The sequence below is a fragment of the Microbacterium sp. NPDC087665 genome (genome assembly GCF_044743285.1).
Taxonomy (GTDB): Bacteria; Actinomycetota; Actinomycetes; order Actinomycetales; family Microbacteriaceae; genus Microbacterium.
On sequence record NZ_JBIUWD010000006.1, the window covers coordinates 59,847 to 82,925 of the forward strand.

Annotated in this window: 18 protein-coding genes; 9 read left to right on the forward strand and 9 right to left on the reverse strand. The window is 69.7% G+C overall.

Annotation, left to right across the window (positions count from 1 at the left end; all coding sequences use genetic code 11):
- Positions 1 to 23 precede the first annotated feature (23 nt).
- Both ACIOSY_RS14365 and ACIOSY_RS14370 read right to left on the reverse strand, forming a co-directional pair.
- Complete coding sequence (locus tag ACIOSY_RS14365; RefSeq protein WP_400854420.1) at positions 24 to 1,583, reverse strand: hypothetical protein; 1,560 nt, start codon at positions 1,581 to 1,583, stop codon at positions 24 to 26.
- Positions 1,559 to 3,241: an ATP-binding cassette domain-containing protein gene (locus tag ACIOSY_RS14370; protein WP_400854422.1), complete on the reverse strand. Its 1,683-nt coding sequence runs from the start codon at positions 3,239 to 3,241 to the stop codon at positions 1,559 to 1,561. The genes ACIOSY_RS14365 and ACIOSY_RS14370 overlap by 25 nt, the downstream gene beginning before the upstream one ends.
- 401 nt (positions 3,242 to 3,642) lie before the next feature.
- On the opposite strand from ACIOSY_RS14370, the gene ACIOSY_RS14375 reads away from it, so the two are divergent.
- From ACIOSY_RS14375 to ACIOSY_RS14390, 4 genes are all read left to right on the forward strand, one after another.
- A complete protein-coding gene (locus ACIOSY_RS14375) occupies positions 3,643 to 4,335 on the forward strand; it encodes an NTP transferase domain-containing protein (RefSeq protein ID WP_400854424.1) in 693 nt (230 codons plus the stop codon).
- 85 nt (positions 4,336 to 4,420) lie between these two features.
- The gene (locus ACIOSY_RS14380) at positions 4,421 to 5,416 is read left to right on the forward strand and encodes a hypothetical protein (protein ID WP_400854426.1); all 996 of its coding nucleotides are present in this window, start codon (positions 4,421 to 4,423) and stop codon (positions 5,414 to 5,416) included.
- A gap of 92 nt (positions 5,417 to 5,508) precedes the next feature.
- Positions 5,509 to 7,098 (forward strand): acyl-CoA carboxylase subunit beta, encoded by a 1,590-nt coding sequence (locus ACIOSY_RS14385; protein WP_400854428.1) that lies wholly within the window; start codon positions 5,509 to 5,511, stop codon positions 7,096 to 7,098.
- Positions 7,095 to 7,316 carry an acyl-CoA carboxylase subunit epsilon gene (locus tag ACIOSY_RS14390; RefSeq protein WP_400854430.1) on the forward strand — a complete coding sequence of 74 codons (222 nt, stop codon included), beginning with the start codon at positions 7,095 to 7,097 and terminating at the stop codon, positions 7,314 to 7,316. Before ACIOSY_RS14385 ends, ACIOSY_RS14390 begins: the two co-directional genes overlap by 4 nt.
- 23 nt (positions 7,317 to 7,339) lie before the next feature.
- Here ACIOSY_RS14390 and ACIOSY_RS14395 read toward each other — a convergent pair whose 3' ends face one another.
- The 6 genes from ACIOSY_RS14395 to ACIOSY_RS14420 all read right to left on the reverse strand — a co-directional run bounded on the left by ACIOSY_RS14395 (position 7,340) and on the right by ACIOSY_RS14420 (position 16,103).
- Positions 7,340 to 10,348 carry an alpha-mannosidase gene (locus ACIOSY_RS14395; protein WP_400854650.1) on the reverse strand — a complete coding sequence of 1,003 codons (3,009 nt, stop codon included), beginning with the start codon at positions 10,346 to 10,348 and terminating at the stop codon, positions 7,340 to 7,342.
- Positions 10,349 to 10,459: 111 nt separating this feature from the next.
- Complete coding sequence (locus ACIOSY_RS14400; protein ID WP_400854432.1) at positions 10,460 to 11,653, reverse strand: ROK family transcriptional regulator; 1,194 nt, start codon at positions 11,651 to 11,653, stop codon at positions 10,460 to 10,462.
- Between the two features lie 297 nt (positions 11,654 to 11,950).
- The gene (locus tag ACIOSY_RS14405) at positions 11,951 to 12,961 is read right to left on the reverse strand and encodes a hypothetical protein (protein ID WP_400854434.1); all 1,011 of its coding nucleotides are present in this window, start codon (positions 12,959 to 12,961) and stop codon (positions 11,951 to 11,953) included.
- Positions 12,958 to 14,193: a sensor histidine kinase gene (locus ACIOSY_RS14410; RefSeq protein ID WP_400854436.1), complete on the reverse strand. Its 1,236-nt coding sequence runs from the start codon at positions 14,191 to 14,193 to the stop codon at positions 12,958 to 12,960. The genes ACIOSY_RS14405 and ACIOSY_RS14410 overlap by 4 nt, the downstream gene beginning before the upstream one ends.
- A complete protein-coding gene (locus tag ACIOSY_RS14415; RefSeq protein WP_400854438.1) occupies positions 14,183 to 14,842 on the reverse strand; it encodes a response regulator in 660 nt (219 codons plus the stop codon). Before ACIOSY_RS14415 ends, ACIOSY_RS14410 begins: the two co-directional genes overlap by 11 nt.
- Positions 14,843 to 14,855: 13 nt before the next feature.
- Positions 14,856 to 16,103, reverse strand: coding sequence for a class I SAM-dependent RNA methyltransferase (locus ACIOSY_RS14420; protein ID WP_400854440.1), 1,248 nt, complete (start codon positions 16,101 to 16,103; stop codon positions 14,856 to 14,858).
- Positions 16,104 to 16,126: 23 nt separating this feature from the next.
- Here ACIOSY_RS14420 and ACIOSY_RS14425 point away from each other — a divergent pair, with 23 nt between their 5' ends.
- Both ACIOSY_RS14425 and ACIOSY_RS14430 read left to right on the forward strand, forming a co-directional pair.
- Positions 16,127 to 16,783 carry a Maf family protein gene (locus tag ACIOSY_RS14425; protein ID WP_400854652.1) on the forward strand — a complete coding sequence of 219 codons (657 nt, stop codon included), beginning with the start codon at positions 16,127 to 16,129 and terminating at the stop codon, positions 16,781 to 16,783.
- A gap of 78 nt (positions 16,784 to 16,861) precedes the next feature.
- The gene (locus ACIOSY_RS14430; protein ID WP_400854442.1) at positions 16,862 to 18,628 is read left to right on the forward strand and encodes an acetyl/propionyl/methylcrotonyl-CoA carboxylase subunit alpha; all 1,767 of its coding nucleotides are present in this window, start codon (positions 16,862 to 16,864) and stop codon (positions 18,626 to 18,628) included.
- 91 nt (positions 18,629 to 18,719) lie between these two features.
- Here ACIOSY_RS14430 and ACIOSY_RS14435 read toward each other — a convergent pair whose 3' ends face one another.
- Positions 18,720 to 20,168, reverse strand: coding sequence for an NAD(P)H-quinone dehydrogenase (locus ACIOSY_RS14435; RefSeq protein WP_400854444.1), 1,449 nt, complete (start codon positions 20,166 to 20,168; stop codon positions 18,720 to 18,722).
- A 49-nt stretch (positions 20,169 to 20,217) separates the two neighbouring features.
- Between ACIOSY_RS14435 and ACIOSY_RS14440 the strand changes: the two genes are divergently transcribed.
- From ACIOSY_RS14440 to ACIOSY_RS14450, 3 genes are all read left to right on the forward strand, one after another.
- The gene (locus ACIOSY_RS14440) at positions 20,218 to 21,051 is read left to right on the forward strand and encodes a purine-nucleoside phosphorylase (RefSeq protein WP_400854446.1); all 834 of its coding nucleotides are present in this window, start codon (positions 20,218 to 20,220) and stop codon (positions 21,049 to 21,051) included.
- Entirely contained in the window at positions 21,048 to 22,718 is a 1,671-nt protein-coding gene (locus ACIOSY_RS14445; protein WP_400854448.1) for a phospho-sugar mutase, read from the forward strand. The genes ACIOSY_RS14440 and ACIOSY_RS14445 overlap by 4 nt, the downstream gene beginning before the upstream one ends.
- A 70-nt stretch (positions 22,719 to 22,788) precedes the next feature.
- On the forward strand, positions 22,789 to 23,052 hold the full coding sequence (locus ACIOSY_RS14450) for an HPr family phosphocarrier protein (protein WP_400854450.1): 264 nt from the start codon (positions 22,789 to 22,791) through the stop codon (positions 23,050 to 23,052).
- The last annotated feature ends 27 nt before the right edge of the window (positions 23,053 to 23,079 follow it).

Sequence of the window (23,079 nt, forward strand, 5' to 3'; positions counted from 1 at the left end):
GCCTGCGGCCGCGCGGGGCGGTGTCACGCGGTCTCGACGAACTCCATCAGGCGTTCGCCGCTGCGCTCGAAGATGCGGCCGCCGATGACGGCGCCTAGTACGAACACGCCCAGTCCGGTGCCGATCCCGGCCCAGAAGGTCGTGGGTCCGAACTGCTCGCCCTCGATCACGGTCGACGCGAACAACCAGATGGTCGGCGCGCTGAGCACGAGCGCGCCGAGGAACGCCGCTGCCGGACCATACGTGCCCCGCGAACTCGAACGCTGCGGCTGCTGGAACGGGCTGTCTCCCGGGCGCGACACCGCGTACGGAGCGACGACCGAGACGACGCTCGAGATTCCGAGCGCGGAGAAGAGCAGGCTCGCGGCGACGCCGGTCAACGGCAGGAGCAGATGCCAGTCCTCGATGATGAGGAGGGTGATCGGCACCGAGATGGCGAGCACCGGCACGGCCACGAGGAGCACCGGCACGAGGCGACCGAGCCGGTCGGGCAACCCGCGCACGCCGCTGGCGACATGGGTCCACAGCGCCGTCGAGTCGTAGGCGACGTCGTTGTGCGGCAGCCAGCCGAAGAACAGTGCCATCACCGGCACGGGAACGAGCGCGGCGATCTCGAGCGGCACACCGGCCACCAGAAGCGGGAGAACGGTGAGCACACCGGCGACCGGCACCACGATGACGTTGACGATGTAGCGACGATCGCGCAGCCAGTAGACGAGGCTGCGCGCGGCGATGGCACCGAAGGCGTTGGACGGGAGCAGGCCGAACCACCCGAGTCCCGTGCGCTCACGGGCGGCGACGGGGCGCTCGGTGGTGGTGAGGAGCCTGCGCACGAGCCACGCCCAGAGCAGCGCGAGGACCGCGAGCGTCAGAACCGCCACTGCGCCGCTGACCCAGGCACCCGAGTCGCCGGCAGCGCTGAACAGGAACCCCGATGAGGCCCCCACGGGGGTGAACGCGACCACGCCGGTGAGTGAGATAAGAGCGGAGGGGACGTGGCCGTCCCAGCGGAACGATGCGAGGAACACCGCGACCGGGAACGCGACAACGAGCAGCGCGAGGACGAACAGCGCCGTGAGCTCGCGCGAGCGACGCTCGGGCAGGAGCAGAGCGTTGATCGCCATGCCGATGCGAGCGACCAGCACCGTGCTGAGAAGACCGACGATCGTCATGACGATCGCGAGTGCCGCGTTGGTGCCCAACCGGATCGCGACGACGCACACGCTGATGTAGACGGCCAGCAACGCCAGGCTCGGCACACTCACGAACGACGCGAGCGTGAGGATCCACGGCATCCGTCGCTCGTCGACGCCGAACACCGCGAAACGGCGGGGGTCGAGCTGATCCGTCGCGCCGACGAGGATGGGGCCGACCAGGAAGCCCAGCATGATCGCGGCGCCACCGAGCACCGTGACGGTGCGGGCGACGGCGAGCGGGGCATCCGCGAGGGTGAGGATCGAGAGACAGACGATGACGGTGATCGCGACCACGCCGGCGAGCCAGAGCAGCGACCGCACCCGACGTTCGCCGCGGAGCGTGCCGATCAGCAGCGCGAGCCTCAGTCGGAGAACGTGTGCAGCCACTCGAGCCCCTCCACCTCGCCGATACCACCGGACAGCTCGACGAAACGGGCCTCGAGGGTCTGCCCGGCGCGGACCTCGTCGATCGTGCCCTCGGCGAGAACCTCTCCGTCGACGATGATCGCGACGCGCGAGCAGACGCGCTCGACGAGGTCCATGCCGTGGCTGGAGAGGATCACCGTGCCGCCGTGCGAGACGTAGGCCCGCAGGATGTCGAGGATGACCGCGGACGAGACCGGGTCGACCGACTCGAAGGGCTCATCGAGCACGAGCACGCGCGGCGAGTGGATCATGGCGCCCGCCAGCATGACCTTCTTCGTCATGCCGGCAGAGTAGTCGGAGACGACACGACCGAGGGCATCGCCCAGGTCGAAGGCGCGAGCGAGGTCGGCCGCACGCTTCTCGATGACATCCGAGGCGAGGCCGCGGAGCAGACCGTAGTAGTACAGGAGTTGACGCCCGGTGAGGCGATCGAAGGTGCGCAGGCGATCGGGCAGCACCCCCATCACCCGCTTGGCGGCGAGCGGGTCGACGGCCTGGTCGATGCCGCAGATCGTGACGGATCCCGCGTCAGCGCGCAGCAGACCGGCGACGATCGACAGCGTCGTCGTCTTACCGGCGCCGTTGGGGCCGACGACGCCGTAGAACGAGCCCGCGGGCACGGTCAGATCGATCCCGTGGATGGCTCGATTGTCACCGAACTGCTTCACCAGGCCACGGATGCTGATCGCGGGGACGCTGGATGCCGCGACCTCCCGCGTCGCGTCGACGTCGGAGGCCGGTTCGTCGAGGGAAGAGGTCTCGGCCGGGGCGGACTGCTCTTCGGCGCTCGCTGCGTTCGGCACCGGCTCTTCCGCGACGACCGGCGCGGACGGCGCCTCCTCGACAGGCGCCGGCTCGGCAGGCGCCTGCTCGGTTGCGATCGGTTCCGGATCGATCGTTTCGGGGAGGCTGGTGTCGGGAGCCGCGGCGTCGGCGGTCGCCGAGATCTCCACTGACTTCGAGGTCTCCGCCGATTCCGCGGTCTGCGCGGGCACGATCGCCTCTGCGGGAACGATGACCTCTGCGGGAACGATGGTCTCAGCGGGCGCGACCGCTTCCGATGCGCCGATCTCCGCCGCGGCTGCAGCAGCGTCTGCCTTCGCCGCGGCCGCCTTCGCCGCTGCCGTCCGCGCCGCGGTCGTCTTCGCCGTGGCCGCCCGCGATGCCGCTGTGCGCGCGGTGGTCTTGGCGGCCGTCGCCTTCGTGGCGGCGGACTTCGCCGCCGTCGTGCGAGCAGCAGCGGTCTTCGCGGCGGTCGTCTTCGCGGCGGTCGTCTTCGCGGCGGTGGTCTTCGCGGCGGCCGTCTTGGCCGCCGTCGTCTTGGCCGCCGTGGCCCGCGCCGCAGCGGCTGACTTCGCTGCGGTCGTCTTGGCTGCGGTCGTCTTCGCGGCGGTCGTCTTGGCCACGGTCGTCTTCGTCGAGGTGGATGTCTTCCGCGGCGTTGTCGTGCGCGGCGCCGTGGCGCCGGTGGTCGATGCGGCTCCGGTGCCGGCCGATGACGGCGCCACCGCCTTGAGCGCCGGTTCGATGACGACATCCGGCGTCGCGGCCGCCTTCTCGGCAGCCGACTTCGTCGGAGGGCGCACCGAGGAACCGGTCACCGTCGGGGTCTTCTTCACGGGCGCCTTTCTCGCAGGCGCCTTCTTCACGGGCGCCTTCTCGTCTGCTCCGGGAGCCTTCGGTCCCTGCTTCGCAGAAGTCGTCCGCTTCGCCGGCGTCGCCTTTGGTACGGTCGTGGAGTCGTCCACATTCTCTGGGCGGTCGTCAGGGGAGGCAGTCACCGTCCTAAGGTATCAACGGTGCCTGACATCCCGAGGCCCCGACGCAACATTCGTTCGATCAATTCCAGACCGCGGCAGCGGGATCTCGACCCTGGGTGTTCGGTGTGGACTCGGTCACAAAACGGCAACGGGGCCGATCGGACCCCGTCGTTCCCAGGGTCTCTCGCTAGCATGAACCCGGCACGAAGAAGTGTCCGGCCGGTGAACCGGCCATGAACACACCTTTCTTAGGAGCACTCGTGACTCTTCAAACCGTCATTCTCGCCGCGGGCATGGGCTCGCGCCTGGGCCGTTCGCTGCCCAAGCCGCTCACCGAGCTGAGCGACGGCCGCACCATCATGGGCCAGCAGCACGACAACATCCGCGCCGCGTTCGGAACCGACGCCCGCATCACCACCGTGGTCGGCTACCGCGCCGAGACCATCATCGAAGCGTTCCCCTCGGTCAACTACGTGCACAACGAGCGCTACGACGAGACGAACACCTCCAAGAGCCTCCTGCGCGCCCTCGGCGCGACGGGCAAGGGCGGTGTCCTCTGGATGAACGGCGATGTGGTGTTCGACCCGATGATCCTCGGTCGTGCCGCCGCCTACATCGAGCGCGACCAGTCGTTCGTCACCGTCAACACTTCGAAGGTGAGCGATGAAGAGGTGAAGTACACGGTGACCGCCGAGGGCTTCATCAAGGAGCTCTCCAAGACCGTCAAGGGCGGCCTCGGCGAAGCGGTCGGCATCAACTACATCTCGTCGACGCAGAAGAAGGCGTTCATGCGTCAGCTTCAGCGCGTCGAAGACCAGGACTACTTCGAGCGCGGTCTCGAACTCACCGTCGCCGAAGACGGCCTGCTCCTCGAGCCGATGGACGTCTCCGACCTCTACGCCGTCGAGGTCGACTTCGCCGAAGACCTCGAGCGGGCGAACCTCTTCGTCTGATCGACTGCACTTCCGACCGGGAGCCGCACCCTTTCGAGGGTGCGGCTCCCGGCGTTTTCGCGGCATCCATCCCTAGGATCGGGAGATGGCGCGCAAAGTGCACAAGATCCATTCCCTCCCCGACGACGCCCCCTGGGACAGCGCGGTTCCTCCGGTCGGCTCGCCGGAGCATCCGATGATGGTGCGCGGTCTCGACCGCGTGCTGTCCATCCAACGGCCGCTGGTGCTCGCGCACATCCGCAGCATCCGCCTGCGCAACCCGCAGGCGACCCCGACCGAGATCATCCGCATCCTCGAGCGTCGCTACCTCGCCGCCGTCACGACGGGCGGCGCAGCCGTGGGCGCCACGGCTGTCGTCCCGGGCATCGGCACCGGTATCACGCTCGCCCTCTCGGGCGTCGAGACGGTCGGCTTCGTGGAATCGACGGCTCTGTTCGCCCAGTCGGTCGCCGAGGTGCACGGCATCGCCGTCGCGAACCCCGACCGCGCCAGGGCGCTCGTCATGACCCTCATGCTCGGCAAGGAGGGCGTCGACCTCGTCGGCCAGCTCGCGGGACAGGTGGCGGGCAAGGGCGGCAGCCGTTCGACGTACTGGGGCGAGCTCGTGACGAAGTCGCTCCCCCGCGCAGCCGTCGGACCCCTCGTCGATCAGCTCAAGAGCATGTTCGTGAAGCAGTTCGCCGCCCGCGGCAGTGCCTCCTTCCTGGGCAAGGCCCTGCCGTTCGGCGTGGGCGCGGCGGTCGGCGGGGCGGGCAACCACATCCTCGGGCGCCGGGTGCTGACCACCTCGCACCGCGCATTCGGCGCGGCACCGATCGATCTTCCCTTCGAACTCGAGCCTGTTCCCGGTGCCGAGAAGCTCGAGATGCGGATGCTGCGCGGTGCACGTTTCGCCGGAACGGCCGTGGCCGGGGCGGCGGGAACGGCGGCGCGAGGAGTCGGCTGGGCGGGGCGCAAGGTCGGAGAGCTGACCACGCGACGTGGTCGCGCGACCGGAACCGCAGAGATCGAAGCCGGCGACGATGCTCTCGGCGACCACGATCTGTCGGTGACGACCGGCTCCGATGCAGACTCCCGCTGACCGGGTGGGGGAAGCAGGTCACCAAAGGATCGGCCGACCCGTTGTGGCGAGCATCCAACAGACCGGGCCGCCCCGACGCTAGGGTTGAATCCGTGACGGACAAGCCCGACCTCTTTACCACCGCCGGCAAGATCGCGGATCTTCGCGCTCGCTACACCGAAGCCGTCGTCGACGCAGAAGCGAAGGCGAAGGAGAAGCAGCACGCCAAGGGCAAGATGACCGCCCGTGAGCGCATCGAGCTGCTCGTCGATCCGGGGAGCTTCGTCGAGTTCGACGAGTACGTGCGCCACCGCACGACGGCCTTCGGCATGGACCGCTCGCGCCCCTACGGGGATTCGGTGGTGACCGGTGTCGGTACGATCCACGGCCGCACCGTCGCCGTGTACTCGCAGGACTTCTCGACGTTCGGCGGCTCGCTGGGCGAGGTCGCCGGCGAGAAGATCATCAAGGTCATGGAGTTCGCCCTGGCGGGTGGAATGCCCTGCATCGGCATCCTCGACTCCGGAGGCGCCCGCATCCAGGAGGGCGTCGTCGCGCTCGGCAAGTACGGCGAGATCTTCCGCCTGAACACGCGGGCATCCGGCGTGATCCCGCAGATCTCGATCATCATGGGCCCTGCGGCCGGCGGCGCGGTGTACTCCCCCGCTCTCACCGACTTCGTCATTATGGTCGACAAGACCAGCCAGATGTTCGTCACGGGTCCCGACGTCATCAAGACCGTCACGGGCGAAGACGTCGGCATGGAGGAGCTCGGCGGTGCGTACACGCACAACACCCGCTCCGGTGTGGCGCACTACCTGGCCGAGGACGAAGACGACGCGCTCGACTACGCGCGCACACTCCTGGGCTTCCTCCCCGACAACAACATGGCCGAGCTGCCGTCCTACGAGGGCGTGTTCGAGTTCGAGACGACGGATGCCGATCGCACGCTGAACACGATCATCCCGGACTCCGCCAACCAGCCGTACGACATCAAGACGGTCATCGAGCACGTCGTCGATGAGGGCGACTTCCTGGAGGTGCAGCCGCTGTTCGCGCCGAACATCGTGATCGGCTTCGGTCGCATCGAGGGACGCTCGGTCGGCATCATCGCCAACCAGCCCTCTCAGATGGCGGGCACCCTGAACATCCAGGCCGGCGAGAAGGCCAGCCGCTTCGTGCGCTTCTGCGACGCCTTCTCGATCCCGATCGTCACGCTCGTCGATGTGCCCGGCTACCTGCCCGGCACCGACCAGGAATGGGAAGGCGTCATCCGCCGCGGCGCGAAGCTCCTCTATGCGTACGCCGAGGCGACCGTTCCGCTGGTCACCGTCATCCTGCGCAAGGCCTACGGCGGTGCGTACATCGTCATGGGATCCAAGCAGCTCGGCGCCGACGTGAACCTCGCCTGGCCGACCGCGGAGATCGCGGTGATGGGCGGGCAGGGCGCCGTCAACATCCTCTACCGCGGCGAGATCAAGAAGGCCGAAGAGGCCGGAGAAGACGTCGCCGCCGTGCGCACGCGCCTCGCCAACGAGTACACGTATGACGTGGCTTCGCCGTTCCTCGCGGCGGAGCGCGGCGAGCTCGACGGCATCATCGAGCCGGCGAACACCCGCGTCTCGATCGCGAAGTCGCTCCGCGCACTCCGCGGCAAGCGCGCCGATCTGCCTCCGAAGAAGCACGGGAACATCCCGCTGTGAGCGAGACGCACGACGAGTCCCCCGCGATCGAGATCACGCGCGGCACGGCCACCGAAGAGGAGCTGGCCGCTCTCATCGCGGTGGTCAGCGATGCCTACGCGCAGGAGTCGTCGGATGCGGTGGCCGAAGAGCCTCGCGTCTCGGCGTGGACCCGCACGCAGCGCTCGCTGCGCGCGCCCCTGCGCCGCGACATCCCCTGGGGTCGGTTCTCGGGCTGACGCCGGCTCTCCCGCCGCCACTGTCAGCGGGTGAAGCGCAGCGTGACCAACTGGAACGGTCGCAGCTCGAGGGCGACCGCCTCCGACACGTCGGTCACGGCCGCTTTCTCGATCTCGCGTTCGAGCAGATCCGTCTCCACGACGGACGTGAACGAGAACGACGGGGTCAGCGTCGCCGCGGCCCTTCCGCCGTGCGCCTCGTACAGGCGGACGATGACGTCGCCGCTGCGATCTTCGGCGAGTTTGACCGCCTCGATCACGACGGCGTCGGAGGACACCGCGAACACGGGCGCGATCGGTCCGGCGCCGGTGATCCGGCGCAGGGGCAGATTCAGTCGATAGCCCTCGCGCACGGCATCCGCAATCGTCGCACCGGGGCGGATGCTCACGCGGAACGTATGCTCGCCCTGATCGGCTTCGGGGTCGGGGAACAGCGGAGCGCGCAGCAGCGAGAGCCGCACCGTGGTCTGGGTGCCTCCGCCGGCCCGCGGAGCGCGGGTCATGTCGTGGCCGTACGTCGCGTCGTTGGCGATGGCGACGCCGAAGCCGGGCTCGTCGACGTGCACCCACCGGTGCGCGACGGTCTCGAACCGTGCCGCGTCCCACGAGGTGTTCGAGTGCGTAGCTCGATGCACGTGCCCGAACTGGATCTCGGATGCCGCGCGGTCGCTGTGCACGTCGAGCGGGAAGGCGAGCTTGAGCAGCTTCTGGCGCTCGTGCCAGTCGACCGTCGTCTCGATGTCGAGCGCTCGCGCCTCGGCGGCGAGCGTGAGGGTCTGCGTGATCCGCGACTCCCCGATCTCGCGGACCACGCGCACCGCTGCCGCGGACGGGTGCGGCACCACGTCGAGCGACACCACCCCGGTCACATCCACGCCGTGACGTCGGTAGTGCTCATCGATGTCCCAGGCGTCCCACTGGGTCGGGGTGTCTCGGTGCAGCTGCAGCAGGTTCCCGCGCTCACCGGCCGCGATCGTCTCCCGCCCCGTCGCTCGGACGACGAGCGATGAGATCGTCCCCGCGCCATCGATCGTGACGCGGAGATGCGTGTTCTCGAGAACGTACCCCTCGCCGTTGCGCGTCACGCTCGCGGCGCTTTGCTCCGGAGGAACGGCGTCGATCGCGAGTCCGGATGCGCCGCCCACGGCATACGGACTCGCATTCGCGACAAGAGCTGTGTCTCCCTCGCCGGCGACCACGGCGAGGGCGTCGGCGATCAGACGCTCGGTGTCTGCGAGCACCTCGGCGTAGCGGCGCTCGGCCTCACGGTGCACCCACCCGATCGAGCTGCCCGGCAGGATGTCGTGGAACTGCTGCAGCAGAACCGTCTCCCACGCCGTGTCGAGCTCGTCGTACGGGTAGTCGGCTCCGCGCAGCGCCGCCGCCGTGGCCCACAGCTCCGCCTCGCGCAGCGCATGCTCGCTGCGCCTGTTGCCCTGCTTGGTGCGCGCCTGCGAGGTGTAGGTGCCGCGGTGGAACTCGAGGTACATCTCCCCCGACCACACCGGCGGGTTCGGGTACTCGGCCTCCGCCGCCTCGAAGAAGCGGCGCGGGTTCGACAGCGTCACCGTCGACGAGCCTTCCAGCGAACGCAGCCGGGCGGCAGCCGCCAGCATCTCCCTGGTCGGACCGCCCCCGCCGTCGCCGAAGCCGAAGGGCACGAGCGAGGTGTTCGCGACGCCCTTCTCCGCATACTGACGCTCCGCACGGGCGAGGTCCTGTCCCGACAGCTCGGAGTTGTAGGTGTCGACCGGAGGGAAGTGGGTGAAGATGCGGGTGCCGTCGACGCCCTCCCACGCGAACGTGTGGTGCGGCATCGTGTTGGTCTCGTTCCACGACATCTTCTGCGTGAGCATCCACCGCGATCCGGCGGCGCGCGCGATCTGCGGGAGTGCGGCCGAATAGCCGAACGAGTCGGGCAGCCACACGTCGAGGGGCTCGATGCCGAACTCCTCCAGGAAGAACCGCTTGCCACGGACGAACTGGCGGGCGAGGGCCTCCCCACCGGGCATGTTCGTGTCGGACTCCACCCACATCCCGCCGGCGGGGTGGAAACGACCCGCGGCGACGGCGGCGCGCAGGCGCTCGAACAGTTCGGGCTGATACGTCTTCATCCAGGCGTACTGCTGCGCCGACGATGCCGCGAACGCGAAGTCGTCGTCGTGCGACAGGAGCGAGAGAACGTTCGAGAACGTCCGCGCGACCTTGCGCTGCGTCTCGCGCACCGGCCACAGCCACGCCGAGTCGATGTGCGCGTGCCCCACCGCGTGCGCGCGGTGGGCGGAGGCCGAGGCCGGGGCGGCGAGCACTCCGGCGAGCTCCGCACGCGCATCGGCGGCGGTTCCCGCGACGTCGTCGGGATCGGTCGCGTCGACCGCGCGCTCGAGGGCGCGGAGGATCTCGGCCCGACGAGAGGAGGATGCGGGCAGTTCGACCCGCAGGCTCTGCAGCACGGCGATGTCCTGGAGCAGCTCCCAGACCGTCAGATCGAGCACACCGATGTCGGCACGACGAAGCTCGTAGAGCGGCTCGTCTCCGGCGGTGCCCCACTCGCCGAGCGGTGTCGGGTGGAAGGTCCGGAACCCCTCGGCCACATCGGGGTTCGCCGCCGCTTCGAGGTAGAGCTCGATCGACTCGCCCGCGGCGCCGTCGAGGGGGACGTAGGCGTTGCGGGGTTCGACGGCCTTCACGATCGACCCGTCGGGCCGGTAGACGGTTCCCTCGGCCTGGAACCCCGGCTGCGCGGTGTTGAACCCGAGGTCGAACACCAGCTCGGCACGGTGGCCGTCAGCGACCTCGGGGATCGTCCCGGTCACACGGAGCCACAGCGTGCTCCAGGCCCGCCCCCATGGCATCCCCACTGAGAAGGGGGTGAACCGCTGTCGGCTGGCTTCGGCGAAGGGCACCGGCTCCCCGGGAACCGCCCACGCCTCGAGGTGGAGTGCGGTCGCGGAGCCGTAGAGCGCGGGCTGGAGGCGCTCGTGGACGAAGCGGTGGATACGCGCCTCGACGAGGGCGGAGTTGTCGTGCATGGCGCTCATCCGATCGACGATGAAGGGGGTCGAGATCAGATACTACATCGATTGGATATATTCCGCCCCTCCTCCGCCGACCGCCTCCGCGCAATCGGCTCGCGGAGGCGCCTACGTGCTCAGCAGCAGAACCGATGCCCGCGGAGTGAGCGCGGAGTCCAGAACCACGCAGGCGGCCCCAACCGCCCCGGCATCCGCTCCGACCACCGTTCCGTCGACGGGGATCGAGCGCAGCGCGCGCGTCGCGCTCAACCGATCGATGTGCGCAGGGATCTCCGCGAGATAGAAGTCGGAGACGGATGCCCAGAACGGTCCGCCCATCACGACCCGGTCGACATCGAGCATGTTCGTGAGCGTGGCGATCAGCACCGCCGTCCGGCGTGCTGCCCGCCGCAACAGCGCCTGCGCCGCCGCATCGCCCGTCCTGGCGACGTCGCACAGCTCGGCGAATCGATTCTCGGACGGGCGGGCATCCTCCTCCTGCGCGAGGACTCCCTCGCGCAACGCCTCATCGACGATCACCCGGGGCGTGCACATCACCGCGACACAGCCGCGCAGGCCGCAGACGCAGGGCGGTCCCTCCGAATCCACGACGACGTGACCGATCTCGCCCAGATTTCGCGTACGTCCGCGCACGACGTCGCCGTCGCGCGCGAGCGCGGCACCGAGCCCCGTGCCGAGATACAGGAAGACGAAGGAGTCGTCCGCCGGCCCCCGCCGCGTCCACAGCTCTCCCACCGCGCCCGCGGTCGTGTCCTTCTCGAGCACGACGGACAGGCCTGTCGCCTCCGCGAGCAGCTCGCGCAACGGCACGCGCGTCCAGCCCGGCAGCATGGGCGGATCGATGACGGTGCCGCGTTCGGCGTCGAGAGGCCCGGGCGCGGCGATGCCGACACCCGCGATGCGATCGGTCTCGATGCCCGCCGCGCCGATGACCGCGCGGATCGATTCCGCCATCGTGTCGACGATGCGGTGAGGGTCCTGGGCCGCGATGGGCGCCGTCCGTCGCGCGACGACCGTTCCCGAGAGATCGAGGAGCACGACCGTGACGACCGCCGGATCGAGGTGGACGCCGACGGAGTAGCGGCTCTGCGGGACCAGACCCAGAACCGTGCGCGGTTTGCCCGGACCGGTGATGCTGCTGCGTCCGGCCTCGGCGATGAGTCCCTCGTCGAGGAGACGCCGGGTGATGTTCGTCACCGTCTGGGGCGACAGGCCGATGGCCTCGGCGAGCTCGATGCGGCTCAAGCCGGCCGCGGACTGCCGGATCGCCTCGAGGATGACCGACTGATTGAAGTCGCCCATTCGGGGAAGATTGGTTCCACGGCGCGTTCCCATGCCTCAATACTCCCGCATCCGCCCGGCGATCGTGTCCCCCAAAATACCTACAGACAGCCGCGCACGGACGCAGGAGACTTAGGGGGACGCTTCGCGTTCGGCTGGTCTCTCTGTCCCAGGGTAGACAGACGCTGATCAGCCACCGGCGGCCAGTTTTCGGGTAACTGGGTCGCATGGCGAGGGGCAGGCGGCTTCGCCGCCCCTCGCCCATTCTCACTTCGACTCTGGCCCTCTCCCCCGGCCGGAGTCGAGGAGGGGACTGCCTCAGCCTTCGTGGGCGATGCGGGGGATCTCGTGCCAGACGTCGACGGAGTCATCGTCGCGCGATGAGCCGGAACCCACGCGTCCGACGACCGTGACGGCCGTCCGCTCATCCTTCGCCGAGCGGATGATCAGCCGCCCCGCATGCGCCTGCGCCAGCACGGCGGCGAGCTCGTCCCTGATCTCGATGCGCCGCAGCTCATCGACGCCGTCGAGTCCGCCCTCGTCGAACACGGTCACGACCGCTCCCCGGCGTCGCGCCGCCTCGATGGCGTCTCGCACCGCGTCGTTGAGCAGATCCGCGCCGCGCAGTTCATCGCGCAGGCGCCCTTCGGCGAGCCGGGCATCCAGGCGCTCGTCCTCGGTGAGCGATCCGCGCGCGGCCACCGTGCGGCTGAGCAGGGGGCCCGCCACCGCGAGGGCGAACTGCGTGCGCAGACGTCGCTCCCGCTGCCGCACGAGCTGTGTGGCGTGCCAGGCGGAGACGGCCTGCTGGATCTCGGCGAGACGCTCGGTGTCGCGCACCGCCTTGTCCCAGAACATCACCAGCAGGTGGGCGACGAAGACCCACATGATCGAACCGACGAGGCCGAAATTGAGGAGTGCCTCGAGAAAGCCGAGGAACGCCGACGACGTGACCACCAGCAGAAGAAGCATCAGCCAGGCGGTCACGAAACGACGCCGCACGATGAGAATCACGCTGAGCAGCCCGAGCCCACCGATGTACCAGGTGGCGAAGGGCTGTGTCCGCGCACTCTCGGCGAGCGAGAACGTCACGGCAACCGGGATCAGAACGCTGGCGACGAGCGCGAGCATCGACGTCCACAGCGGCAGCTTCACCGTCAACGGCGAACCGAGGATGGCGAGGTTGACGACGACCAGATAGAGCGCGATGGCGAGCACCATGAGCAGCGGCGCGGTGGGTTGCACGATCCACCAGACCGCCCGCGCGGCGAAGTACATCGAGAACCCGATGGCGAGCGACGTCGCGACACTGCGCACGGTCCGGTTCATGCGGGACTCCAACTCAGAGTCACGATGGTTCCTCGCGGATTCGAGTCGATGTGCGCGGTGCCGGCGACACCGGCCATGCGCGCGAGGATCGACGCGCGGATGCCGAGGCGATCGGCACCGATGGCCTCCAGGTCGAATCCGGTGCCCGAGTCGCTGACGGTCACCTGGATGCCGTCATCGTCGGCGCACTCGGCGACGACGTGCAGCCCTCGCCCACCGGCGTGCGTGACCGCGTTGCCGATGGCCTGGCGGGAGGCCAGCACGAGGGCACGGGCGACGCGACCGGGGATCATTCCCGGCACCCCGCGCTCTTCGACGATCGCGTCGACGCCGAGCTCGGAGAGCGCGCGGCGCAGCTCCGTGACGATCTGCGTGAGACCGACGGGCTCGTCGCTGCCCTCCTGGGCGACGGCGGCCTCGGTGTTCGCCAGACGGGTCAGCGCTTCGCGCGCCATGGCCACGGCGAGTTCCTTCGCGCGGTCGCTCTCGGCCCGCTCGGCGGCGATGAGCGCCGCGAGCACACTGTCGTGCATGAGCGCCGACATCGCCACGCGCTCCTCTTCCGCCGCGGCCGCGGCCGCGGCGGCCGCGTACGAGGCCACCGCGTGCCCGCGCGCGTCGTCGACCCCCGAGGCGACGGAACGGAACATCCATCCCAACGAGATGATGACGATACCGAGGATCAGCGTGAACGAGACGTCGAATGCGGTCCTCACCCAGAAGTCCCGCGAGAACTCCCCCTGCACGAGCCGCACGTAGCCGTAGACGAAGGGCACCGCCACCGCCCAGGCGTACTGCACCCGCACCGGGAAGGCGAGCATCGCCGCGACGACACCCACGTTCACGAAGTAGAAGATCCACGGCTGCTCGGCCGCGAGGCCATCGCCGATCGTGACGACGTTCGGCCACACGGCGAGCGCGAGCACATACACGACGGCGAAGACGCCCGACGCCGCACGCACTCCTCGGCCGATCAGGCAGCACACGAGCATCGCCGCGAAGGGGACGTACACGGCGCCCACGATGATGGCATGCCCGATGTTCGCATCCGCCATCGAGGGGATCGCGAAGAACAGCGCCTGCACCCCGAGCACCGCCGACCCGATCGCGACGACGATCGCGAGGATCCGCTCCATGCGCTTGCCCGTGAAGCGCTCGAACTCGGTCTCCGTGGAACCCGGCGAGGGAATCAGATTCCACGCCTCACGGATGCTGAGCGACTCAGCGGGCACTCGGTGCCCCGTCTTGCTCCACGATGCCGTCTTCCATCGCGCGCCGCAGCAGGTCGACCTTCGTCGGTGCCGGGCGCCCCACTTCGACGTACTTCACCCGGATACGGGTGATGTTCTCCTTGGCGGTGGAGTAGGCGACGCCGAGGCGCTCGGCCACGGCCTTCAGGGGCAGGCCCGCGGCATACAGGCGCAGCACCTCGCGTTCACGGGTCGACAGTTGCGCGTCGGCGAACGCGCGGTCGCCGTCGACGGCGCTCGCCCACTCGACGTTGTTGAGCGCCTCGCCCTGCGCAACCGTGCGGATCGCGTCGAGCACGTCATCGAGCGCCGAGGACTTGCTCACGACGCCGGCGGCTCCCGCGGCGAGCGCCTCGCGCACGGCGGCGGGACGATCGGCGACGCTGTGGATGACCACGCTCGCGCCGTCGGCGACGAGCGAGGTGACGTTCTCGGTGACGGTGGTTCCGTCGCCCAGGGTCAGGTCGAGGACGACGACGTCGGCGGGCGCTGCGCCGGAGGCCGCGCGCCACTCGATGTACGAGATGACCGTGCTGCCGGAGAACACCACGGTCTGGGCATCACGAGCACACGCCGCCTCGAGTCCCAGGCGGACGGATTCGTGATCATCGATGAGGGCGACCGTGCTCATGCCCACAGCCTAGTCAGCGCGTGAGCAGCGCCACGACCTCGAAGTGATGCGAGTGCGGGAAGAGATCGAAGCCACGGATCCGATCGACGTTCCAGCCGAGCCCGCGGAAGGTCCCGAGGTCGCGGGCGAGGGCGACGGGATCGCAGGCGACGTACGCGATCGCTTCCGGCGACAGGGCGTGCACGGCCTCGACGACCTGCCGACCGGCACCGGCGCGGGGAGGATCGAGCACCACGGCCCCTGTGCGCGACGAGCCGGTGCGGGACGCGAGGAACTTGTCGACGCGCGCCGTCACCGCGTTCACCGCGAGCGGGGCGAGGTTCGCGGCCGCGTGCCGCGTCGCGCGGGGGCTCGATTCGACGGTCACGATGTCGGTGCCGCCGAGGTCGGCGAGAGTCGCAGCGAACAGCCCGACCCCGCCGTAGAGGTCGAAGTGCGTCGCACCATCGTCGACGTGCCCGTCGAGGATGCCGTACACCGCGGCGTCGAGGACCGCCGCCGCCCGCGGGTGCACCTGCCAGAATCCGGTCGCATCGACCTGGAAGCGGCGATCGTTGACGATCTCCTCGATCACCTCCGGCGTCGGACGCTTGCGGAAGCCGCGCTGGACGTGGGCGGGGCGCTCGGTCTCGGTGCGTCGGATGACGCGCACCTTCCCATCGGCCGCCTCGACGAGTTCGATACGACCGGGGGCCTCGTCGCTCAGGGCGAGCGCCGCCGCAGCCACGGCGGGGCGCGCGAGCGGGTGCGAGGTCACGGGGACGACGCGGTGGCTGCGCGCCGCGAAGGGCCCCACCTGGCCGTCGTCGTCGACGTGGAGGGTCACGCGGGTGCGCCATCCGCTGCCGTCTCCGGAGTCGACGGCCTCGATCTCGGGAGCCTCGATGCCCTCGCCGGCGAAGCGGTCGAGCGCTTCGGACAGCACCTGACGCTTGAGCGTGCGCTGGTGCGCGAGGTCGATGTGGCCGAGGTCGGCACCACCCGGGCGATCGGCAGGGTCGCGGGAGACATCGGCCTCGGCCCAGAGGTGCGGGCGGCGGTGGGGCGAGGCGTCGAGCACCTCGACCGTCTCCGCGCGCCAGAAGCTGCGTGTCTCGGCGTCCGCCCCGCTCTGCGGTGCGATCAGACGCGCGCGGACGCGCTCGCCCGGGATCGCATCGGACACGAACACGACGCGTCCCTCGTGCCGGGCGATGAAGGTGCCGCCATGCGCGATCCCCGTGATGTCGAGTTCGAGCAGGTCTGCGGCGGAAGAAGTCATTCTTCGAGGATACGGTGGTGCACATGCGCGTCTGCCTCGCCTCCACTTCTCCCGCCCGTCTGATGCTGCTGCGGCAGGCGGGAATCGAGCCCCTGACGCTCTCGCCCGAGGTCGATGAAGACGCGGTGGCCGCCGCGGCCGCGGCGGAGCGCGGGGCCGAACTCGCCCCCGAAGAGCTGGTCCTCCTGCTCGCCCGGGCCAAAGCGGCCGATGTCGCGCACCGCCTCGCAGCGGAGGACGACGCCTTCGACGGCATCGTGATCGGCGGAGACTCGATGTTCGCGCTCGGCGGCCGCGTCTACGGCAAGCCGTACACGCCGGAGGAGGCCACTCGACGGTGGCAGGAGATGCGCGGCGCGACCGGCGTGCTGCACTCAGGGCACTCGGTGTTCCGCGTCGCGCCGGGGATTCCCCCGGTCGAGGCCACGGCCGTCGCCGCGGCATCCGTCACCTTCGCCGACGACATCGGCGACGACGAGATCGCCGCGTATGTGGCATCCGGCGAGCCGCTGCTGGTGGCCGGCGCCTTCACGGTCGACAGCCTGGGCGGAGCATTCATCACGCGCGTCGACGGCGACCCCTCGACGGTCGTGGGCATGTCGCTCTCGACGATCCGCCGCCTGGCTGGCGACCTCGGCGTCGTCTGGACCGACCTCTGGACCGCACCCGAGCTCTCGTAGACTCTCCTCCACGTTCGGCGCTCTTTCTTGTGGAGAGTCGTCAAATGGATCGGGATGCTTCTCGCTAGGCTGGCAACCATGCCTGCTATCGCCAAGGTGCTCGTCGCCAACCGCGGCGAGATCGCCGTCCGCATCATCCGCGCCGCCCGTGACTCCGGGATCGGCTCGGTCGCCGTCTACGCCGACCAGGACCGCGACTCGCTGCACACCCGTCTCGCCGATGAGGCCTATGCCCTCGGCGGAACCACAAGTGCCGAGACCTACCTCCAGATCGAGAAGATCCTCTCCGTCGCCCGTCGTGCCGGCGCCGACGCCGTGCACCCCGGATACGGCTTCCTCGCCGAGAACGCCGAGTTCGCGCGCGCCGTGGTCGGAGCGGGAATGACGTGGATCGGCCCATCTCCCGAGGCGATCGAAGCGCTCGGAGACAAGGTGACCGCGCGTCACGTGGCCGAGAAGGTGGGCGCCCCGCTCGCCCCCGGCACCCCGGGCCCGGTCGAGACCGCCGACGAGGTCGTCGCGTTCGCGAAGGAGTTCGGCCTGCCGATCGCCATCAAGGCCGCCTACGGCGGCGGCGGACGCGGCCTCAAGGTCGCGCGCGAGCTCGACGAGGTCGCCGAGATGTTCGAGTCGGCGACCCGTGAGGCCGTCGCGGCCTTCGGTCGCGGCGAGTGCTTCGTCGAGAAGTACCTCGACAAGCCGCGCCACGTCGAGACGCAGTGCCTGGCCGACGCCGAAGGCAACGTCGTCGTCATCTCGACGCGCGACTGCTCGCTGCAGCGTCGCCACCAGAAGCTCGTCGAAGAGGCACCGGCGCCGTTCCTCACCGATGAGCAGAACGATCTGCTCTACAGCGCCTCCAAGGCCATCCTCAAAGAGGTCGGCTACGTGGGCGCCGGTACCTGCGAGTTCCTGATCGGTGCCGACGGCACCGTATCGTTCCTCGAGGTCAATACCCGCCTGCAGGTCGAGCACCCGGTCTCCGAAGAGGTCACCGGCATCGACCTGGTGCGCGAGCAGTTCCGCATCGCCGCCGGCGGCACCATCGACTACACCGATCCGGTGCCGCAGGGCCACTCGATCGAGTTCCGCATCAACGGCGAGGACCCGGGTCGCGGGTTCCTCCCCCAGCCCGGTCCGATCCACGTCTTCAAGACGTTCGGCGGCCCCGGCATCCGTCTCGACTCGGGCGTCACCGCCGGTGACTCCGTCTCGGGCGCGTTCGACTCCCTGCTGGCCAAGATCATCGTCACCGGCAAGAGCCGCGAAGAGGCGCTGGAGCGCTCGCGCCGCGCACTCGACGAGTTCGAGGTGGCGGGCCTGCCCACCGTGCTCCCCTTCCACCGCAAGGTCGTGCGCGACCCCGCCTTCACCGCCGAGAACGGCGAGTTCGGCATCTTCACGCGCTGGATCGAGACCGAGTTCGAGAACGACATCCCCGCGTGGGACGGCGAACTCGAGTCCCCCGCACCGGGCACCGGTCGCCACACGGTGGTCGTCGAGGTCAGCGGCAAGCGCCTCGAGGTGAGCCTGCCCGATCGCGTCGCAGTCGCCGCGGGCACCACCGGTCGCCCGGCGGCCGTGCCGCCGTCGCGCCGCAGCCACGCCACCACGGCCAACGCCGGCGCGTCGGGTGACGCCGTGAAGTCTCCGATGCAGGCGACGGTCGTGAAGATCGCCGTCGAAGACGGTCAGCAGGTCGTCAAGGGCGATCTCGTCGTCGTGCTCGAAGCCATGAAGATGGAACAGCCCCTGCAGGCGCACAAGGACGGCGTCGTCGGCAACATCAATGCGGATGCCGGCGCCACCGTCTCGGCCGGCCACCAGCTGCTCACCATCAGCTGAGAAGCAGACGGCTCAGGGCCCTTCGACAGGCTCAGGGACCCAGGAACACGTGAAAGGCGCCCCACCTCGGTGGGGCGCCTTTCACGTGTGGTCAGGAGATGTTGAACAGGTGCATCGCCCGGCTCGCGTCGGTGATGCTGCTCGACAGCGACGGGTAGGCGGCGAACACCCGCGATACCTGGTCGACCGTGAGGCGGCGCTCGACGGCGATCGCGAGGGGGTAGATCAGCTCGGATGCCTTCGGCGCGACGATCACGCCGCCGATGACGGTGCCCGACCCCTTGCGCGCGATGAGCTTCACGAAGCCGTCCTTGATGCCCATCATCTTCGCGCGCGGGTTCGCGGCGAGCGGCAGCTTGTAGACCATGCCGTCGGCGACGCCGTCTTCGACGTCTTTCTCGGTGTACCCGACCGTGGCGATCTCGGGCGCGGTGAAGATGTTCGAGGTGATCTTGATGATGTCGAGCGGGATCACGATGTCGCCGAGCGCGTGGAACACGGCCGTGCGGCCCTGCATCGAGGCGACCGAGGCCAGCGGGAAGAAGTTCGTGCAGTCGCCGACCGCGTAGATGTTGGGCACCGAGGTGCGCGCCACGCGGTTGACGCGGATGTGCCCCTGCTCGGTGAGCTCGACGCCCGCCTCGGCCAAGCCGATGTCGGCGGTGTTCGGGATCGATCCGACCGCCATCAGGCAGTGGCTGCCGTCGATCGTTCGCCCGTCGGACAGCGTCACGGTGACGCCGTCTGCCGTGGCCTCGACCTTGTCGGCGCGCGCCTTCGAGAGCACCGTCATGCCCCCGCGCTTGAACACCTTCTCGAGCACGCGCGCCGCATCCTGGTCTTCACCGGGAAGCACCTGGTCGCGGCTGGAGACCAGCGTCACCTTCGCACCGAGATTCATGTACGCCGAGGCGAACTCGGCACCCGTGACACCGGAGCCGACCACGATGAGGTGCTCGGGCAGCGCCTTCATGTCGTACAGCTGGGTCCAGGTGAGGATGCGACGGCCGTCGGGCTTCGCCGAATCCAGTTCGCGCGGTGACGCACCGACGGCGACGACGATGGTGTCGGCCTCGACGCGGTCGAAGTCCGTGCCGTCCTGTCCCGTGGAGACGACGATCGCATCGGGGCCCTCGAGTCGGCCGTGGCCGGAGAGGATGCGCACCCCCGCCTCGAGCAGCGTCGCCCGCATGTCCTCCGACTGCTGGCCGGCGAGCGCCATCAGGCGCTTGTTCACGGCGGCGAGGTTGATCGCGATCTCGGGCTTGAGGGGCTTCTTGTTGTCGCCCTTCGCGAAGAACTGCACACCGAGGTCGGTCGCCTCGGAGATCGCGACGGCGGCATCGGCCGTGGCGATGAGGCTCTTCGAGGGGACGACGTCGGTGAGCACCGCGGAGCCGCCCACGCCGACGCGTTCCACCAGGGTCACCTCGGCTCCGAGCTGTGCGGCTGCGAGGGCCGCCTCGTAACCGCCGGGACCGCCGCCGAGAACGGCAACGCGCTGAGTGCGCTCGAAAGTGGTGGAAGACATGGAATCCATTCTTCCGCAATCTTGGCAGCCGAGCCTGCACCTTCCTAGAGTGGATCCCATGTCCGAGACTCACAGCAACCCCCTGGACGACCCGAACGCCAACCCGTTCGAGGTCGCCGCCACCGCCGCCGCCGATATCGCTCGGCTGACCGGCGTCGAGAAGCATGACATCGCCCTCACCCTGGGCAGCGGATGGGGCAAGGCCGCCGACATCATCGGCGAGACCGTCGCGACCATCCCCGCCACCGAGGTCACTGGCTTCTCGAAGCCCGCACTCGAGGGTCACGTGGGCACTCTGCGCAGCATCCGCACCCCCGATGGCAAGAACGTCCTCGTCATCGGCGCGCGCACCCACTACTACGAAGACCATGGTGTTCGTCGCGTCGTGCACAGCGTGCGCACCGCCGCAGCGACCGGCGCCAAGATCATGGTGCTCACCAACGGCGCCGGCGGCATCCGCGAGACGTGGACGCCCGGGCAGCCTGTGCTCATCAGCGACCACATCAATCTCACCGCCGACTCCCCCCTCGAGGGCGCGACCTTCATCGACCTCACCGACCTGTACGCGCAGCGCCTGCGCGACATCGCCCGCAGCGTCGACCCGTCGCTCGACGAGGGCGTGTACACGCAGTTCCGCGGCCCGCACTACGAGACGCCGGCCGAAGTGCAGATGGCCAAGCACATCGGCGGGCACATCGTCGGCATGTCGACCGCTCTCGAGGCGATCGCCGCCCGCGAGGCGGGCATGGAGGTGCTCGGCTTCTCGCTGATCACGAACCTCGCCGCCGGCATCCAGAAGACTCCGCTCAGCCACGCCGAGGTGATCGAGGCCGGGCGCGAAGCCGAACCGGTGATCTCCGCGCTGCTGGCCCGAGTGGTCGAGGCGCTGTGAACGAGGAGAGGCTCGCACAGGCCCGCGCCTGGATGCGGCAGGATCCCGACCCCGAGACCCGCGACGAGCTCGCCGGCGTCATCACCCGCGCCTCCGGTGGCGATGCGGCCGCACTCGCCGAACTCGACGACCGTTTCGGTGCGCGCCTGGCGTTCGGCACGGCCGGGCTGCGCGGCGAGCTCGGCGCGGGCAGCAACCGCATGAACCGGGTGCTGGTGGCCCAGGCGGCCGCCGGATTCGCCGCGTTCCTGCACCGTCGCGCCGACGGGAAGACGCCGACGGTGGTGGTCGGCTACGACGGACGCCGCAACTCGCGCGTGTTCGCCACCGACTCCGCCGAGATCTTCGCCGGGGCGGGGCTGCGCGCCATCCTGCTCCCCCGACTGCTGCCCACGCCCGTGCTCGCCTTCGCCGTGCGCCACTTCGGTGCCGACGCGGGCGTGATGGTGACCGCGAGCCACAATCCGCCGAACGACAACGGCTACAAGGTGTATCTCGGCGGCCCCGACGAGGGTTCGCAGATCGTCTCGCCGGCCGACGTCGAGATCGCGGCGGCGATCCAGCAGGTGGCGGATGCCGGTGACATCGCGGCTCTGCCGCGATCGACGGAGTACGAGGTCGCCGGCGAAGAGGTCGTCGACGCGTACATCGCGGCGACCGCCGCGGTCTCGCCCGCTCCGGCTGCGGCATCCGGCTTGCGGTGGGTGTACACCGCACTGCACGGCGTCGGATGGGAGACGTTCGCGCGCATCGTCACGGCGGCCGGCTACCCGCGTCCGGCCGTGGTCGGCGAGCAGCTCGCGCCGGACGCCACGTTCCGCACGGTCTCGTTCCCGAATCCGGAGGAGCCGGGCGCCATGGATCTCGCGTTCGCGCGGGCACGGCGCACGAACGCGGAGTTCATCCTGGCGAACGACCCGGACGCCGATCGCCTCGCCGTCGCGATCCCCGATCGCTCCGCTCCCGGTGGCTGGCGCCGTCTGAGCGGAAACGAGGTCGGGCTGCTGCTCGGCGCCCGCGCGGCTCGGGCCGCCGAGGGAACGCCGGGGGCATCGCTGGCCTGCTCCCTCGTCTCGTCGCCGGGACTCGCTGCGGTCGCTGCGCACCATGGCCTCGACTTCCACGAGACGCTCACCGGGTTCAAGTGGATCTCCCGCGCCCCCGGCATCGTCTTCGGCTTCGAAGAGGCGCTCGGCTACCTCGTCAACCCGGAAACGGTGCGCGACAAGGACGGGATCTCCGCGGCGATCGCGATCCTCGGACTCGCCGCCGACGCACGCGAGCGCGGCGCCTCTCTGGCCGATCTCCTCGACGAACTCGGCGAGACCTACGGGCACTTCTCCAGCGGCCAGGTCTCGGTGCGCGTCGATGACCTGTCGATCATCGGACGTGTCATGCTCGCGCTGCGCACCCTCCCGCCGACGCAGATCGGCGGGCGATCGATCGCGTCGGCCGACGACCTGCTGAACGCGGCGGCCGGCCAGCCCTCGGGCGACGTGCTGCGGTATCGCCTGTCCGACGGCTCGCGCGTCATCGTGCGGCCCAGCGGCACGGAGCCGAAGCTGAAGGTCTACATCGACGCGCGGGGCGAGTCGGCCGAGCAGGCGCGCGAATCCGTCGCCGAGCTCGAGGCCGGCGTGCGCGCGCTTCTCGAAGAGCGGTCCTGAGAGTCGACCCCGACGCGCGCGATCTTGCGAGAGCCGCGCGTCGGGGTCGCTCCCCGGATAGCATCGGAGCATGCCGACCCGACACGTCATCATCAGCGCGCACAACGGTGTGCACGCCCGGCCGGTCGCCGAACTCGTGCGCCTGGTGCAGGCGCACGACGCCCGCGTCACCCTGCGCGCGGCCGACGGCGCCACCGTCGATCTCAGCAGCGTCCTCGCCGTCATGGACCTGGCACTGGCCCCCGGCGACACGGTCGATCTGGAGACCTCCGAGGGCGCCGGTGCCGACACCCTGCTCGACACGCTCGCCGCGGTGCTCGCCCCTCCCCGCTGATCGCCCGCTGACCACCGCTCTCGACGG